Genomic DNA, 16,677 nt, shown 5'->3' on the forward strand with positions numbered 1-16,677 from the left:
CGGGGGGTGATGTCGGGTGCCGCAATGCCAGAATCGAATGTTCGGCCGGGGGACAGCATATGCGAGGAAGGATCCCTCCCAAAACAAAAATGAGCGAAAAGGAGAGGATTCTCACTGATATATCGCTCGAGTCGAACAACACGGCGCCACCTACTATCGGGGGTAGTGAGCCTTCGGCGCCGTAGGTACATTTCGTGACAGACTCGCCGGCCACCCTCCGGCCCTCCGCCAGCCCGCAAAGGAGCGCGCTCAGATGAGCGACCAGACCCCCACCAGCAATCAGACACCGCGCAGCCAGATCGACCACCTCCTGAACGAGGACCGTCGTTTCGCACCGCCGCCCGAGTTCGCCGCGAACGCCATCGCCACGGAGGAGCTCTATGCCGAGGCATCCGCTGATCGCGAAGCCTTCTGGGCCGAGCAGGCTCGCGCGCTGCACTGGCACAAGCCGTTCACCGAGGTGCTGGACTGGTCGAACCCGCCGTTCGCGCAGTGGTTTGCCGACGGCGAGCTGAACGTCGCGTACAACTGCCTGGACCGGCATGTCGAGGCCGGCAACGGCGACCGCGTCGCGTTGCTGTGGGAGGGTGAACCCGGCGACGAGCGCCGCGTGACGTATGCCGAGCTGACCGACGAGGTCAAGCGGCTCGCGAACGTCCTGCAGGGGCTGGGTATCGGCGAGGGCGACCGCGTCGCGATCTACATGCCGATGATCCCCGAGGCCGTCGCCGCCATGCTCGCGGTCGTGCGGATCGGCGCGATCCACTCCGTCGTCTTCGGCGGGTTCTCGGCCGACAGCCTGCGCGCGCGCATCGACGACGCCGGGGCGAAGCTCGTCATCACGGCCGACGGCGGCTACCGCAAGGGCAAGGTGTCGCCGCTCAAGCCCGCCGTCGACATGGCCCTGAGCGACCGCAACGGCTCCGGAGTGCAGGAGACCGTCGAGCACGTGCTCGTCGTCAAGCGCGGCGAGAACGAGGTCGAGTGGACCGACGGCCGCGACATCTGGTGGCACGACGTGGTGCCGCAGGCGTCCGCGGATCACGCGGCGAAGGCCTTCCCCGCCGAGAACCCGCTGTTCATCCTCTACACGTCCGGCACGACCGGAAAACCCAAGGGCATCCTGCACACCTCCGGCGGCTATCTGACCCAGTCGGCGTTCACGAACAAGATCGTGCACGACATCCACCCCGAGACCGACGTGTACTGGTGCACCGCCGACATCGGCTGGATCACCGGCCACACCTACGTCACGTACGGCCCTCTCGCCAACGGCGCCACGCAGGTGCTCTACGAGGGCACGCCCGACACGCCGCACCCGGGACGCTGGTGGGAGATCGTGCAGAAGTACGGCGTCACCATCCTCTACACCGCGCCCACGGCCATCCGATCCTTCATGAAGATCGGCCGCTCGGTGCCGAAGCAGTTCGATCTGTCGTCGCTGCGGCTGCTCGGGTCGGTGGGCGAGCCCATCAACCCCGAGGCGTGGATGTGGTACCGCAAGGTGATCGGCGGCAAGACGGCTCCGATCGTCGACACGTGGTGGCAGACCGAGACGGGCGCGATCATGGTGTCGGCGCTGCCGGGAGTCACCGAGACCAAGCCGGGCTCGGCGCAGGTGCCGCTTCCGGGTATCTCGATCGACGTCGTCGACGAGGACGGCACGCACGTCGGCAGCGGCAACGGCGGTCTTCTGGTCGTCACCGAGCCGTGGCCGTCGATGCTGCGCGGCATCTGGGGCGACCCCGACCGTTTCGTCGAGACCTACTGGGACAAGTTCCGCGCGCAGGGCTACTACTTCGCCGGTGACGGTGCCCGCCTCGACGACGACGGCGATGTGTGGTTCCTCGGCCGGGTCGACGACGTGATGAACGTGTCGGGGCACCGGCTGTCGACGACCGAGATCGAGTCGGCGCTCGTCGCTCACGAAGCCACCGCTGAGGCCGCCGTGGTCGGCGCATCCGATGAGACGACCGGTCAGGCCGTCGTCGCCTTCGTCATCATCAAGCAGTCGTATCTGAACGAGAACTCCGCGGAAGGTCTCTCCAACACGCTGCGACTGTGGGTCGGCGAGCAGATCGGCCCGATCGCCCGCCCCCGCGACGTCTACATCGTCGGCGAGCTGCCCAAGACGCGCTCCGGCAAGATCATGCGCCGTCTGCTGCGGGATGTCGCCGAGGGCCGCGAGGTCGGCGATACGACGACGCTCGCCGACACGGCCGTCATGAGCGTCATCTCGGCACAGGTCAAGTAGGCCGATCGCTCGTTGAGCGAGCGACGCGAGACGAAACGCCCCGAACCTCACCCGCAGGTCCAGGGCGTTTCGTCGCGTCGCTGCGCTCGCCGCTCAACGACCGGTGGTGTCAGGAGGTGGTGAAGACGACCTCGACCTCGACCGGGGCGTCCAGCGGCAGCACCGGCACGCCGACAGCGGACCGGGCGTGCCGGCCCACGTCGCCGAAGATCTCGCCGAGCACGTCGCTCGCGCCGTTGATCACGCCGGGCTGCCCGGTGAATTCGGGTACGGATGCCACGAACCCGGTCACCTTCAGCACACCGGTGAGCCGGTCCACCCCGCCGGCTGCGGCTGCGGCCGCGGCGATCGCGTTGAGCGCGCACTGGCGCGCGTAGTCCTTGGCGTCGCTTGCGGGCACCAGTCCCTCGCCGTCGCCCACCTTGCCGGTCGCCGGCAGCGCGCCGGAGACCATCGGCAGCTGTCCGGCGGTGTAGACGAGGTCGCCGTGCGCCTTCGCCGGCACGTAGGCGGCGACGGGCGGCACGACTTCGGGAAGACGGATGCCGAGTTCGGCCAGTCGCTCAGTCACAGTCATGGGGGTCAGCCCTCGCCGAACTGCTGAGCGGCCTGGGCCGCGGCATCCAGTCCCGCGTTCGCCTGCCCGCCACCGGACGGCCGCTTGAAGTACGCGACCAGCCCGCCTTCGGGACCGGGAACCACCTGAACGAGCTCCCACCCCTGCTTGCCCCAGTTGTTGAGGATCGCGGCGGTGTTGTGGATCAGCAGGGGCGTGGTGAGGTACTCCCACGTCGTCATCGAGACTCCTCGAAATGGGCTCGGATCGGCGTGGATCCGCGCGTGGATTAGGGCAGGTGGATGCTGGGAAACACCTTGGTGGGCGCACGTCCGTCAGGGAATCGCCCAGGTATCTCCCCTACGATCAAGCCTATGCCTGATAAGAATCGGACGGCTAGCGGTGTGCTCGGCGGTCTCGCCGGCCTCGTCGGCCTCAGCGCAGTCGCGGGAGTCCTCATCGCCGCGACGGTGACCCCCGCTGTCGCCATCACCGGCACCGCAGCCGAGCGGGCGATCACGATGTTCGACAATCTGCCCAGCGTGCTCGAGATCGAGAAGCTCATGCTGCCGAGCAACTTCTACGCTACCGATCCGGCCACCGGCCAACCTGTTCTGCTGACGCAGTTCCTCGAGCAGGACCGTACGCCGGTCGAATTCGAGCAGATCTCCCCCGTCATGTACGACGCTCTCCTGTCGAGCGAGGACCCGCGCTACTTCCAGCACGGCGGCGTCGACCTCATCGGGACGACTCGTGCGCTTCTCTCGAATGCCCAGAGCAACGCGAACACGCAGGGCGGATCGACCATCAGCCAGCAGTACGTCAAGAACGTTCTCATCCAGAAATGCGAGCAGAACGCCGAAGACACGATCGCCACCGACGAAAACGGCGAGCCGATCAAGAACGAGGATGGCAGCGACAAGGTCATCCCGCGTAACGAGGTTCTGCGCAACTGCTGGGAGGACGCCACCACGGCGGAGGGCCCCGACGGTTACATGCGCAAGCTCCAGGAGATGCGCTACGCCATTTCGCTCGAGCAGAAGTACTCCAAGAACGACATCCTGCTCGGCTACCTGAACATCGGCAACTTCGGCGGCATCACCTACGGCGTCGAAGCAGCAGCTCGTCGGTATTTCAGCACGACCGCCGCGAACCTCACCGTCGCGCAGGCCGCAACCCTGGCCGGAATGGTGCAGAACCCCAACAGGTACCGCATCGACAAGTTCGAGGGCTCGATCGTGAACGCGGACGGGACCACGTTCAACAAGCTTCCGGACGGCGTCATCGACGAGGGCGCGAACATCTCGGTGCTCGACGACCTGCTGGCGTCGGGCGAGATCACCCCTGAGCAGCACTTAGCCGCCGCAGATGGCTTCACCTCCACCAAGGTGCGGCAGCTGTACGTGATCAGCCGCATGCTGGAGGACGGCAAGATCACCCGCGAGCAGTTCGTCGAGGCCGCGGTCTGGCCGATCACACCAGTCCTCACCGAACCGAAGACCGGCTGCATCAACGCCGGCGGTGCCGCGTACTTCTGCCAGTACGTGAAGGATGTCATCCTCAACGACCCGGCCTTCGGCGAGACTCCGGACGAGCGCGCCGATACCCTGCGCCGTGGCGGGCTCAACGTCTACACGACTCTCGATCCTCGGGTACAAGGCGAGGCGCAGGCCGCCATGGCCGACAATGTGCCCACGGCCATCGATGGCATGGATCTGGGTTCGACGGTGGTGAGCGTCGAAGCCACCAGCGGGCGAATCCTGGCCATCGCGCAGAACACTACGTTCAGCGAAGACGCGGCCGTGTCTGGTGTGCCGGGCTACTCGTCGCTCGTCTTCGCCGGCGACCGCAAGTTCGGCCGCTCCGACGGATTCAATGCCGGTTCGACGTTCAAGCTGTTCACCCTGATCGATTGGCTTGAGAAGGGCAAGTCGGTCAACCAGGTGCTGAACGGACGGGACCGTGTCATCAAGCGCTTCACTGACAGCTGCTTCAACGGCGGCACCTATGTCAACGTCGATAACTGGAAGCCTGGGAACTTCGGACGTGTCGCCGGTGGCAACGGCACTCCCGCTACGTTTACCGCTTCGTCATTGAACTCTGGCTTCATCGCCATGGCGGCCGAGCTCGACCTCTGCGATATCGGCAAGGTGGCCACGCGTATGGGCGTTACGTACGGTAACGGTGGAGAGATCGTCATGAAGGGTCCCAACGAGGTCATCGGCTCATCGGAAGTTTCGCCCCTCGCGATGGCCAGCGCATACGCGACCGTCGCGAACAAGGGCGTGTACTGTCAGCCGCAGGCAATCGATCGCGTCACCGACTCGGAAGGCGTCGAACTTCCGCGTCCCGAGCGCACCTGCTCCCAGGTGATCTCTCCCGAAGTCGCGGCGACGGCCGCATTCGCTCTACAGGGCGTCATGACGGGTGGCGGCACAGGACGCGCTGGCAATCCCTTCGACGGAACGCCCCTCCTCGGAAAGACCGGCACCCACCAGGAATTGCAGACGTGGATGATTGAGTCGAGCACCAAGGTGGCGACTGCCGCGTGGGTGGGAAATTACGACGGGCAGCAAAGCGTCTTCGACTTCGGTCAGAGCAACAAGCGCTACGAACTCGCCAAGCGCGTGCAGCGCGCAGCTAACGAGTTCTACCCCGGTGAGCGGTTCCCAGATCGCGACCCCAATCTGTCGCGCCAGGTCCTGACAGATCTTCCCAACGTCGTTGGGATGCCGGTCGATCAAGCTAGCCAGACCCTCACGGACGCTGGCTTCGAGGTTTCCGTCGGCGAGCCGGTCGATTCCGATCAGGCCGAGGGTCTCGTCGCCGCGCAAAACCCGGGCGCCGGGAAGGTCGCAGGCGGCACCAACGTGACCATCAACCCGAGCAACGGACAAGGCCTGGCCGTTCCCAACGTCGGCGGCCAGTCGCTCGACGACGCCAAGAACTCCCTGCGCAGCGCCGGCTTCGGAAACGTCACCGACGGCACCTGCACGCAGAGCGCCGACGCACCTCAACCGCGAGCGACAGGCACGAGTCCCGCAGCCGGTACCGTCGTGAACCGCAACTCCCCGATCACGGTGGACTATGCCGCGGCGAACTGCGGTGGCGGCGGCGGCCGCGGCAACAACGGCGACGACGACTAGTGCCGCCACGCACACCCGGAAGTTCCCGCACCGCCCTCACCGCGCTCGGCGCGGTGGGGGCGGTCGGCGCCGCCGCGGCCATCTGGGGCATCGGCATCGAGCGGTACCTCTTCACCGTGCGCTTCCACGAGGTGCCGGTGCTTCCGGCCGGCTCCGCGCCCATCCGCGTGCTGCACCTGTCTGATGCTCACATGGCGCCGTGGCAGCGCCGCAAGCAGCAGTGGATCGCCGCTCTCGCTGAACTCCAGGCCGATCTCGTGGTGAACACGGGCGACAACCTCGGCCACGCCGAGGGTTTGCGCGGCCTTCGCGCGGCTTTCGACCCGCTGCGAGGCATCCCCGGAGTCTTCGTGCACGGATCGAACGACCACACCGCCCCGTCGCCGCGCAATCCGCTGAAGTACTTCATGGGCCCTTCGAACGTGAAGCACACCGCGGAACCGCTCGACACGGACGCGCTAGACGGCTACCTCCGCGACGAGCTCGGCTGGATCGACCTCAACAACGCGGTCGGAACGCTGGATGCCGGTGGCCTGCACATCGACGCATTCGGCGTCAGCGACGCGCACCGCGACTGGGATCGGCTCGAGGTCCTTCCAGATCTCGTCGAAGCCATGCGCCGGGACCGCACGGCGGACCTCACGATCGGCGTCACGCATGCGCCGTATCGGCGCGTACTCGACGAGTTCACGGACCTCGGAGCGGACGCCATCTTCGGCGGGCACACGCACGGCGGCCAGGTGCGCGTACCGGGTTTCGGCGCGCTGGTGGCCAACTGCGACATCCCGCTCCGGCAGGCACGCGGCCTCAGCACCTGGACTCACGCCGCTCGGACGGTGCCGCTGAACGTCAGCGCGGGGCTCGGGCACTCGATCTACGCCCCCGTTCGCTTCGCGTGCCGGCCGGAGGCATCCCTCCTCACCCTCACCGCCCGGGCGTAGGCGGCCATCCCGGCTCCTCCACAGGAGCCGTTCTGCGCATCTCCGTCCACAGATCGCCGGCATCGCCCGGGGTGGGACGTCGGGGGCGGTCAGGATCGAGCCGTGCCGATCCGACAAGCCACTCCCCCGCATCCCTTCCGCCGCCGCATTCTCGCGCTGGTGACGACGCTCGCCATCTTTCTCGCCGCACTCATCGGCGGAGTCGCGGTGGCAGCGCCGGCGCACGCCGCGGCCCAGGGAGCCGGCTTCGGCACGTGGGCGCCGATCTCGAGATACGGCTGGCACGGCTCGATGCTCATCGACGGCGTGCATACCTACTGCATCACGCCGGGCGCACCTGCGCCCACCGGCGCGAGCACAGACCACGGCTTCAGCGGTTCTGCTGCGGGCCTGAGTCCCGAACAGCTCACACGCATCAATCTTCTCGTCACGAAGTACGGTCAGACCTCCGACCCCGTCCAAGCCGCAGCCGTCGGGTGGGCGGTGAAGGCCATCGCGAACTGGGATGAGACCCTCCACGCCTTCGGCTATCCCGGCGATTCGCTGGCGGGTGCGATCCACTGGACCTTCTCGGCCCTCGCACCCGAACACAGTCGTGCCGTACAGGATCGCGCCGTCGCGTACTACGACGAGGCGATCCACACCGCAGCCGGCGTCGCCTCCGCGAGCGGATCCGTCGTGTTCACGACGGATCCGGCCGATCACCGCTCGGGCACGGTCAGGGTCGACGCCACCACGGCGGCCACCGGCTCGCTGACCCTCACCGGCGCGGTCTTCGCCGACACGGGCGCGGCGACCCGCGCGGGGGTGACGGCGGGCACGGCCTACGCGATCGCGACACGCCCGCCTGCCGAGGGTCGCTCCTACACCGTGAGTGCGACCGGCCGGTTCTCGGCGGGCCATGCCGCCGCCGTCCGCCACTACACGACAGCGGGTGGACAAGACACCGCCGGTCCGGCGGGACCACTCGAGTTCGACGTCGCCGGTGCGGATGCTGCGCCCCGCGTCCCCCCGTTCGCTCCCACCATCTCGACTCGCGTCGCCAGCCGCTACGTGTCGGGCGGTCCCTACATCGACGAGGTCACGTTCGGGCTCGCCGCAGGAGAATGGCCGCGCGGCGACGATGGTGCGTTCCTGCCCGTCACGGCGAGCGCGACGGTGTATCGCACGGATGCCGAGCCACAGCCGAACCAGGCGATCCCGCCGGACGCGGAGCGGATCGGCGAGCTCTCTCTCGTGACGGACGCGGCCACCGGTCCGGACGCGCCGTACACGGCGACCTCCACGTGGGAGATGGCACGTCCCGGCTTCTACACGGCGGTGTGGACCGTCCGCGGTGCGAACCAATCGCGCGAGGTGGCGGCGCACACCGGGGACGAGTACGTCTGGACGGAGGCGTTCGGCGAGCACGGTCAGGTCGCGGTCGTGCCGGCTATCGCCACGACGGCGCAGCCCACCGCGGCCGCCGGCGGCAGCCTCTCCGACACGATCGACGTCGCAGGAGGCATCCCCGCCGACGGACTCCTGGTCAGCTCGTCGCTCTATCGCGCGGTCGAGGGCATCCCTGCCGCCGACACGTGCGTGCCCGAGAACCTGGTGTGGCAGAGCGAGCCGATCGCGGTGACGGCAGTGGGGCGCTACACGGTGACATCGCCCCCGATCGAAGTCCCGGGCACCTACTACTGGCAGGAGCATGCCGTCGACGCGGCCGGCGTCCCCGTCCACACCGGCATCTGCGGGATCGCGAACGAGACGTCGCGGGTCACCGCGCCCACGCCGCTGCCGACCGAGCCGGCGCCGGCACTCGCGGCCACCGGAACGAGCATCGGTGCGCTCCGCGGGCCCGCGGGCATCGCGATCGGACTCCTCACGGCCGGGGCATCGCTCCTCGCGACGAGGCGATCCCGGTTCGGAGTACGCCCCAGCATCAGGTAGACTCGTGGGGTTGTCATCGGGGTGTGGCGCAGCTTGGTAGCGCGCTTCGTTCGGGACGAAGAGGCCGCAGGTTCAAATCCTGTCACCCCGACCACAGAGAGGCTCCGCCACATCGGCGGAGCCTTTCGCATCGAATGACCGAAGGATTCCAGACGATGACAGGCAGCATCCCGCCCCGCCTCGTGGCGTTCGATCTCGACGACACCCTCGCTCCCTCGAAGAGCCCGATCGATCCGCGTATCGGCGAGCTGCTGATCGCGCTGGCGGAGCGGGTCGAGGTCGCGATCATCTCGGGCGGGCAGCTGGCCCAGTTCACCGCGCAGGTCGTCGACCGGCTTCCGGATGCCTCGGCCGCGGTTCTCGAACGCATGCACCTGCTGCCCACCTGCGGCACCCAGTACTACCGACTGTCAGAAGACGGCGTCGTCACGGTCTACAAGCGCTCGCTGACCGACGACCAGAAGTCCCGCGCACTGGCCGCCGTCGAGGGCGAAGCGCGGCGCCTGGGCCTGTGGGAGTCCGAGACCTGGGGCGACATCCTCGAGGACCGTGGCTCGCAGATCACCTTCTCCGCCCTCGGTCAGAAGGCCCCCGTCTCAGCCAAGAGCGCGTGGGACCCGACGGGCGAGAAGAAGAACACGCTCCGAGCCGCCGTCGCCGCGCTCCTCCCCGACCTCGAGGTGCGCTCCGGCGGCTCCACGTCCGTCGACATCACTGAGCAGGGCATCGACAAGGCCTACGGCATGCGCCGGCTGTCGGAGCAGACCGGCATCGCTCTCGATGACATGCTGTTCGTCGGCGACCGTCTCGACCCCGACGGCAACGATTACCCCGTGCTCGCCATGGGTGTGGCCTGCCACGCCGTCGAGGGCTGGGAAGACACCGCCGCGTACCTCGAGCAGCTCATCCCCACCCTCCCCGTCCGCGTCTGACGCGAGGCGCTCGTCGAGCGAGCGAAGCGAGACGAAACGCACTGAGACCACGCGTCGACCGCGGCCATGGCGTTTCGTCTCGCCGCTGCGCTCCTCGCTCAACGACCGGAGGCGGCCCCGCGGATCAGCCCTTCGCGGGTGCCTTGGCGCGCGAGGCCGCGGGCTTGGTCGAGCGGGGTGCCGCATCCGTCTTGGCGGATGCCGTGGCCGAGGCCTTCGGAGCCCGCGCCGACGAACCCGACATGGCTCGCACGCGCGGCGCTCCCCCGCCCGCAGCCTCCGCCGGCGCGCCGGCAAGGGGCATGAGCCGCGTGAGCTGCGTCACGTGCTTCGGCTCGAGCTCGGCAAGCGAGGCCACCCCGAGCAGCTGCATGGTGCGCTCGATCTCGCTGCGGAGGATCGCGATCGTGCGATCGACACCTTCCCGGCCGCCGGCCATGAGGCCGTAGAGGTACGCACGACCGATGAGCGTGAACTTCGCGCCCAGCGCGATCGAGGCGACGATGTCGGCGCCGTTCATGATGCCGGTGTCGACCATGACAGTCGCGTCCTTGCCGACCTCGCGCACCACTTCGGGCAGCAGCCGGAACGGGATCGGGGCGCGGTCGAGCTGACGTCCGCCGTGGTTCGACAGGATGATCCCGTCGACACCGGCGTCGATCAGCCGCTTCGAGTCCTCGATGTTCTGCACGCCCTTGACGACGATCTTGCCCGGCCAGATGTCGCGGATGATCGCGAGATCGTCGTAGCTGATCGTCGGATCCATCGCCGCATTGAGCAGCTCGCCGACGGTGCCGCCGGTGGTGGACAGCGATGCGAACTCGAGCTTGGGCGTCGTGAGGAAGTCGTACCACCACCACGGCCGCGGGATCGCGTTGATGATCGTGCCGAGCGTCAGCTGCGGCGGGATCGAGAACCCGTTGCGCTTGTCGCGCAGCCGCGCGCCCGCGACCGGTGTGTCGACGGTGAACTGCAGCGTGTCGAAGCCGGCCTCAGCCGCGCGGCGCGCGAGGCCGTACGAGATCTCGCGATCGCGCATGACGTACAGCTGGAACCAGTTGCGCCCGTTCGGGTTGGCCTTCTTGACGTCCTCGATCGAGGTCGTGCCGAGCGTCGAGAGCGTGAACGGGATGCCGGCGGCACCGGCCGCGGCTGCCCCCGCGCTCTCACCCTCGGTCTGCATCAGCCGCGTGAAGCCTGTCGGCGCGATGCCGAACGGCAGCGCCGAGGGACCCCCGAGGATCTCGGTCGACATGTCGACGCGCTCGGCCGGACGCAGGATGCTGGGGTGGAACTCGACGTCCTCGAACGCCTGGCGGGCACGCGCGAGCGACAACTCGCCCTCGGCGGCACCGTCGGTGTAGTCGAACGCGGCCTTGGGCGTGCGGCGCTTGGCGATCGCGCGCAGGTCGTAGATCGTGAGTGCCGACTCGAGGCGCCGCTTCTTGGCGTTCAGCTCTGGCTTCTTGAACTGCATGAGCTCCAGAAGCTCTGCGGGCTTGGGCAGCTGACGCGTGACCATGGGTGGTGCCTTTCGGTTTCAGATCTGGGTGCGGGCGAGGCCCGCGTGTGCGTAGTAGCCGGTGATATGGGCGCGCACGAGGGTGCGGGCGCGGTCGACCTCACCGGCATCGACGGCGTCGAGGATCGCGCGGTGCTCCTGGCGCAGTCGGAGAGCGGTGGCGTCCCAATCGGCGATGCGCTCCGCGCCCGCCTGCACGTACGACTCGATCGCGGTCCGAAGCCCCGCCATCGTCGACGCGATCACGACGTTGCCGGATGCCTCGGCCAGCGCGAGGTGCAGCTGTGCGTCGAGCGACAGGAACTCGGCCGGCGTGAGGTCGGACAATTCCATCGCCTCGAGCACGGCACGGGCATCAGCCGTGGCGCGATCGGGGTCGGCGGCGAGCGCCTCGACCACCGCCGACTCGAGCACGAGACGGGTCGCCACGACGTCGTCGAGCGGGAAACCCTGCGCGGCCACCTGCAGGCGCAGCAGCGCCGACATTCCGCCTCGCGGAGTCGCGATGATGATCGCCCCGGAGGTCGGCCCCGAGCCTGTGCCGGTGCGGATGAGGCCCATCACCTCGAGCACGCGCAGCGCCTCACGCACGCTCGATCGTCCGACGCCGAGAGTCGCGGCCAGTTCCCGTTCGGGCGGCAGCCGGTCGCCAGGCTGCAAGGCGCCGTCGAGCAGATCGGTCTCGATCTTCTCCAGAACGACGCGCCACGCGCGCGCGGACGACGCGGCTACTGCGGGCGCCGGCGTGTTCTCGGCCACTGTTCTCCTCATCGATGTGTGGTCAGACCACGATACTCTGTGGTCTGACCACAATCAAACGCTACTCTGGCGACATGGATCCACTCGTCCTCGTCCTCATCGTCGCGGGCGCCGCGAGCGCCTTCTGCTGGATCACATCGCTGATCACGAACGAGACGTCCTGGGTCGACCGGCTGTGGTCGATCGTGCCCGTCGTCTACGTGTGGATCTTCGCGATCGCGGCACTCATCGCGCGTGAGGACGCGACGCGCCTGGTCGTGATGGCAGTGCTGGTGACTGCGTGGGGCGCGCGGCTCACGTACAACTTCGCCCGCAAGGGCGGCTACACCGGCATGGAGGACTACCGCTGGGCGATTCTGCGCGGCCGCATGACCCGGTGGCAGTTCCAGATCTTCAATCTGCTGTTCATCGTGCTGTACCAGAACGCCTTGCTCCTCCTCATCAGCCTGCCCGCGTACATCGCGTGGCAGCATCCCACCGCCTTCAACGGCTGGGATGCCGCGTTCGCCGTCCTGTTCGCCGCATTCCTGGTGGGCGAGACCGTCGCCGATCAGCAGCAGTGGTGGTTCCACCAGGCCAAGAAGGCCGCGGGCGGGACGCTCGAACCCGGCTTCCTCACGTCGGGGCTGTTCGCGTACAGCCGGCACCCCAACTTCTTCTTCGAGCAGGCTCAGTGGTGGGCCTTCTACGCGATCGGGGCGGTCGCTCTGGTCGCCGACGGAGGCAGCTGGCTCAATTGGACGATCGTCGGGGCCGCGCTGCTGACGCTTCTCTTCATCGGGTCCACGATCTTCACCGAATCGATCACGGCGTCCAAGTACCCCGCCTACGCCGAGTATCAGCGCACCACCTCGATGCTCGTGCCGCTGCCCCACCGGCGCCGCACGAAGGCTCCCGAGACGGCCTGAACCGACGTGTGTCAAACGGTGGCGTAGCCGTTCGGGTTCTTGGACTGCCAGTCCCACGAGTCACGGCACGCGTCGTCGATCGTGCGGGTCGCGGTCCAGCCGAGGTCGCGCTCGGCCTTGCCCGGGTCGCAGTACGACGCCGCGACGTCTCCCGCTCGCCGCGGCAGGATCTCGCGAGGGATCTGCTTGCCCGAGGCACGCTCGAATGCGGCGATCAGTTCGAGCACGCTGACCGGAGTGCCGGTTCCGAGGTTGTACACCTCGTAGCCCTCGCGGGCGCGCTCGAGCGCGGCGACGTGCCCGGCGGCGAGATCGACGACGTGGATGTAGTCGCGCTGACCGGTGCCGTCGGGGGTGTCGTAATCGTCGCCGAACACGCCTACCCGATCGAGCGTCCCGACCGCGACGCGTGCGACATAGGGCATGAGATTGTTCGGGATGCCGGTGGGGTCCTCGCCGATGAGGCCACTGGAGTGCGCCCCCACGGGGTTGAAGTAGCGCAGGCTCACCGCGCGCAGACGCGGATCGGCGGCCGCGGCATCCTTCAGGATCTCTTCGATGATGCGCTTGGTCTTGCCGTAGGGATTCGCCAGGTCGATGCCGGTCGGCGACTCCTCCGAGAGCGGCAGCGACTCGGGCTCGCCGTACACCGTGGCCGAGCTCGAGAAGACGATCGTCGGAATTCCCTCGGCCGCCATCAACTTGAGAATCGCCAACGACGAGCCGAGGTTGACGTCGTAGTAGCGCACCGGCTCCGCCACCGATTCGCCGACGGCCTTCAGCCCGGCGAGGTGGATCACCGCGTCGACGGGGGCGTGCTCGCGGACGAACGCGGTCAGCGCCTCAACATCTCGTGCGTCGGCACTCAGCAGGGGGACGGCAGCGCCGGTGATCTGCTCGACGCGGGCAACGGCCTCGGCCGATGAGTTCGACAGATCGTCGACGACGAGCACGTCATGCCCGGCTTCGACGAGGGCGACAGCAGTGTGGGCACCGATGTATCCGGCACCGCCGGCGAGGAGAACACGCATGCCTCCAGCCTAGAGCGCGCGCCTGGATCGCCCCGACGGAAGTCAGTGTCCGAGCGCCGTCGTCACCGCAGCCGGCCGCCCGATTCTCGCAGGTAATCCTCCGCGCACAGCGCCTCGTAGGTGACCCGCTCGGTGCTCAGCTCGTCGATCGCGACCTGGTCGCCCTCGAAGACGAATCGCCCGCCGACCAGCCGGGCGTTGAAGATCGCCTTGCGCCCGCATCGGCAGATCGTCTTGAGCTCCTCGAGGCTGTGCGCGAGTTCCATGAGACGCGCAGATCCGGGGAACGCCTGGGTCTGGAAGTCGGTGCGGATCCCGTATGCGAGGACGGGCACGCCGTCGAGCACGACGATCCGCAGCAGGTCGTCCACCTGCTCGGGCGTGAGGAACTGCGCCTCGTCGATGAGGAGGCAGGCGACATCGACCTCGTGCTCGTCCGACTCGGGCACGAGCGCGGTCGCGGCATCCCTCTTCACCCGTGCTCGATGCTCGGCGAACAGCGCACGAAGGTCGTCGTCTGGCCCGATCAGGAAGTCGACGGAGCGCTTCATTCCCAGCCGGCTGTCGATCTGCTCGGCACCCTTGGTGTCGATCTCGGGCTTGGCCAGCAGCACGTGCTGGCCACGCTCCTCGTAGTTGTAGGCGGCCTGCAGGAGCGACGTCGACTTGCCGGAATTCATCGCTCCGTAGCGGAAGTAGAGCTTGGCCACCCCGCGAGTCTACGGCGCAGCGCGCTCCCACGACTCGACGCCGCCGGGCACCTCGATCAGGCTCGGCGACGCGTGCGCGATCTCCGGGAGCCGCGGCAGCCACAGCGGATCGCGTACGACGACCTTGCGCCGCAGGTGCTCCAGCTCGAGCGCGAGCTGGCCGGTGGTGACGGGGATGCCAGCGGCCGGGGCATCCGTTCTCAAGACGCGGGAGGCGTCGAACCGGTAGCCACGCGCCGTCGCCTCGGCGCGCACGCTCATGAGGTAGTGACCGATCGCGTCGAGCGGTTCATCGACCGCCCGGAATCGCTCCAGCTGCGGATGTCGCGTGTAGCCGCGCGTGGTGCCGGTGAGCACGCGCTGGGCGAGCAGGCCCTCGCGCCAGCAGGCGACGAGCGCGACGCGGTCCAGGACCGACGGATGCAGCGACCACAGCCTCATCGGAGGTTCCGACTCATCGACCGCGGATCTGAACGGGGTCTACGCCGTCAGCGCGAGCGCGTCGGCGGTCTCGGAGAGCACGTCCAGTGCGGCATCCGGACGCGCGTTGAGGGTCTCGCCGTAGCTGGGAATCAGCTCGCGCAGCCGCGGCTCCCACGCTCCGATGCGGTCGGGGAAGCAGGTCTTCAACAGGCCGAGCATGATCGACGCCGCCGTCGAGGCGCCGGGCGATGCACCCAGCAGACCCGCGATGGTGCCGTCTGCACCCGTCACGACCTCGGTCCCGAACTGGAGAATGCCGCCCTTCTCCGGGTCCTTCTTCATCACCTGTGCGCGCTGGCCGGCCTGGATGAGCTCCCAGTCCCCGTCCTTCGCGGTGGGCACGAAGGTGCGCAGGCTGTCGACCTTCCTCTTGTGGTTCTTCAGGAGCTCGCCCACGAGGTACGTGATGAGGCTCGGGTTGTCGATCGCGACCTTCAGCATCGGGCCGAGATTGTGCGCGCGGACCTGCGTCACGATGTCGAGCATCGAGCCGTTCTTCAGGAACTTGGGGCTGAACGTCGCGAAGGGACCGAACAGCAGGGATGCCTCGCCGTCGACGACGCGGGTGTCGAGGTGCGGCACCGACATCGGCGGCGCGCCGACAGAGGCCTGCGAGTACACCTTGGCCTTGTGCTGCGCGACGATCGCCGGGTTGGTGGTCTTGAGGAACTGACCGCCGATGGGGAAGACACCGTAACCCGAGATCTCGGGGATGCCGGAACGCTGCAGCAGCTTGAGGGCCCAGCCGCCCGCACCGACGAACACGAACTTCGCACGGATCTCTCCGGGAGTGCGGCCGACGGTGCGGCGATACTTCACGCGCCATGTGCCGTCGGGAAGGCGCTTGAGCTTGCGCACCTCCGTGTTGGTGCGCACGTCGGCGCCGTTCTCAGCGAGATGGGCGAACAGCTGACGGGTCAGGGCGCCGAAATCGACGTCGGTGCCGGCCGGCACGCGAGTGGCGGCGAACGGCTCGCCCTTGCGGCGCTTCTGCATCAGCAGCGGTGCCCACTGGTTGATGACGCGGGAGTCCTCGCTGTACTCGATGCCGGCGAACAGCGGCTGGTCCTTCAGCGCTTCGTAGCGCTTCTTGAGGAATGCGACATCTTTCTCGCCGCGCACGAAGGTCATGTGCGGCGTGGAGTTGATGAACGTCGACGGAGCGTCGAGGACGCCCGCCTCGACGAGCGACGACCACAGCTGGCGGCTCTGCTGGAACTGCTCATTGATCGAGATCGCCTTCGACGGGTCGACGGTGCCGTCTTTACCTTCGGGCGTGTAATTCAGCTCGCAGAGCGCGGCGTGGCCGGTGCCGGCGTTGTTCCACGCGTTCGAGCTCTCCAGGGCGACGTCGCTCAGCCGCTCGAACACCGCGATCTTGAGGTCGGGCTGCAGCTCGTGCAGCAGGGTTCCGAGGGTCGCGCTCATGATGCCGCCGCCGATCAGCAGCACGTCGACCGTGCCGGTGGGAAGGTCGCTGTCGTCGGGGTGGGGCAGGGC

General features: G+C 68.0%; 14 protein-coding genes and 1 tRNA gene. 7 read left to right on the forward strand and 8 right to left on the reverse strand.

Annotated elements, in window-relative coordinates; genetic code table 11:
• Positions 1 to 253: 253 nt before the first annotated feature.
• The gene (gene acs, locus HF576_RS02500) at positions 254 to 2,254 is read left to right on the forward strand and encodes an acetate--CoA ligase (protein WP_168911192.1); all 2,001 of its coding nucleotides are present in this window, start codon (positions 254 to 256) and stop codon (positions 2,252 to 2,254) included.
• A gap of 109 nt (positions 2,255 to 2,363) precedes the next feature.
• Here acs and HF576_RS02505 read toward each other — a convergent pair whose 3' ends face one another.
• Together HF576_RS02505 and sp36 are read right to left on the reverse strand one after the other, a co-directional pair.
• Entirely contained in the window at positions 2,364 to 2,831 is a 468-nt protein-coding gene (locus HF576_RS02505; protein WP_168911193.1) for a RidA family protein, read from the reverse strand.
• Between the two features lie 5 nt (positions 2,832 to 2,836).
• Positions 2,837 to 3,052: a Sp36 family protein gene (gene sp36, locus HF576_RS02510; RefSeq protein WP_168911194.1), complete on the reverse strand. Its 216-nt coding sequence runs from the start codon at positions 3,050 to 3,052 to the stop codon at positions 2,837 to 2,839.
• Between the two features lie 132 nt (positions 3,053 to 3,184).
• On the opposite strand from sp36, the gene HF576_RS02515 reads away from it, so the two are divergent.
• The 5 genes from HF576_RS02515 to HF576_RS02535 all read left to right on the forward strand — a co-directional run bounded on the left by HF576_RS02515 (position 3,185) and on the right by HF576_RS02535 (position 9,764).
• Positions 3,185 to 5,956 (forward strand): transglycosylase domain-containing protein, encoded by a 2,772-nt coding sequence (locus tag HF576_RS02515; protein ID WP_168911195.1) that lies wholly within the window; start codon positions 3,185 to 3,187, stop codon positions 5,954 to 5,956.
• Positions 5,956 to 6,897 (forward strand): metallophosphoesterase, encoded by a 942-nt coding sequence (locus tag HF576_RS02520; RefSeq protein ID WP_168911196.1) that lies wholly within the window; start codon positions 5,956 to 5,958, stop codon positions 6,895 to 6,897. The genes HF576_RS02515 and HF576_RS02520 overlap by 1 nt, the downstream gene beginning before the upstream one ends.
• A 102-nt stretch (positions 6,898 to 6,999) precedes the next feature.
• Entirely contained in the window at positions 7,000 to 8,832 is a 1,833-nt protein-coding gene (locus tag HF576_RS02525) for a hypothetical protein (protein ID WP_168911197.1), read from the forward strand.
• Positions 8,833 to 8,849: 17 nt separating this feature from the next.
• Positions 8,850 to 8,926: transfer RNA gene (locus HF576_RS02530), tRNA-Pro, on the forward strand.
• 61 nt (positions 8,927 to 8,987) lie between these two features.
• On the forward strand, positions 8,988 to 9,764 hold the full coding sequence (locus HF576_RS02535) for an HAD-IIB family hydrolase (RefSeq protein WP_168911198.1): 777 nt from the start codon (positions 8,988 to 8,990) through the stop codon (positions 9,762 to 9,764).
• A 124-nt stretch (positions 9,765 to 9,888) separates the two neighbouring features.
• Here the strand turns inward: HF576_RS02535 and HF576_RS02540 are convergent, their stop codons facing one another.
• Positions 9,889 to 11,286, reverse strand: coding sequence for an alpha-hydroxy acid oxidase (locus HF576_RS02540; RefSeq protein WP_168911199.1), 1,398 nt, complete (start codon positions 11,284 to 11,286; stop codon positions 9,889 to 9,891).
• Between the two features lie 18 nt (positions 11,287 to 11,304).
• A complete protein-coding gene (locus HF576_RS02545; RefSeq protein ID WP_343234149.1) occupies positions 11,305 to 12,045 on the reverse strand; it encodes a FadR/GntR family transcriptional regulator in 741 nt (246 codons plus the stop codon).
• Positions 12,046 to 12,119: 74 nt separating this feature from the next.
• Here HF576_RS02545 and HF576_RS02550 point away from each other — a divergent pair, with 74 nt between their 5' ends.
• Positions 12,120 to 12,953, forward strand: a complete 834-nt coding sequence (locus tag HF576_RS02550) for a DUF1295 domain-containing protein (RefSeq protein ID WP_168911201.1) — start codon at positions 12,120 to 12,122, stop codon at positions 12,951 to 12,953.
• 11 nt (positions 12,954 to 12,964) lie between these two features.
• Here the strand turns inward: HF576_RS02550 and galE are convergent, their stop codons facing one another.
• The 4 genes from galE to HF576_RS02570 all read right to left on the reverse strand — a co-directional run bounded on the left by galE (position 12,965) and on the right by HF576_RS02570 (position 16,674).
• A complete protein-coding gene (galE, locus tag HF576_RS02555; protein WP_168911202.1) occupies positions 12,965 to 13,984 on the reverse strand; it encodes a UDP-glucose 4-epimerase GalE in 1,020 nt (339 codons plus the stop codon).
• Positions 13,985 to 14,046: 62 nt separating this feature from the next.
• Positions 14,047 to 14,694, reverse strand: a complete 648-nt coding sequence (locus HF576_RS02560; protein WP_168911203.1) for a thymidine kinase — start codon at positions 14,692 to 14,694, stop codon at positions 14,047 to 14,049.
• A gap of 9 nt (positions 14,695 to 14,703) precedes the next feature.
• Positions 14,704 to 15,135, reverse strand: coding sequence for a pyrimidine dimer DNA glycosylase/endonuclease V (locus HF576_RS02565; RefSeq protein ID WP_168911204.1), 432 nt, complete (start codon positions 15,133 to 15,135; stop codon positions 14,704 to 14,706).
• 39 nt (positions 15,136 to 15,174) lie between these two features.
• Positions 15,175 to 16,674: a malate:quinone oxidoreductase gene (locus tag HF576_RS02570; RefSeq protein ID WP_205834895.1), complete on the reverse strand. Its 1,500-nt coding sequence runs from the start codon at positions 16,672 to 16,674 to the stop codon at positions 15,175 to 15,177.
• Positions 16,675 to 16,677 lie beyond the last annotated feature (3 nt).

This window comes from Microbacterium salsuginis, assembly GCF_012524205.1.
In the GTDB taxonomy this organism is placed as follows: Bacteria; Actinomycetota; Actinomycetes; order Actinomycetales; family Microbacteriaceae; genus Microbacterium; species Microbacterium salsuginis.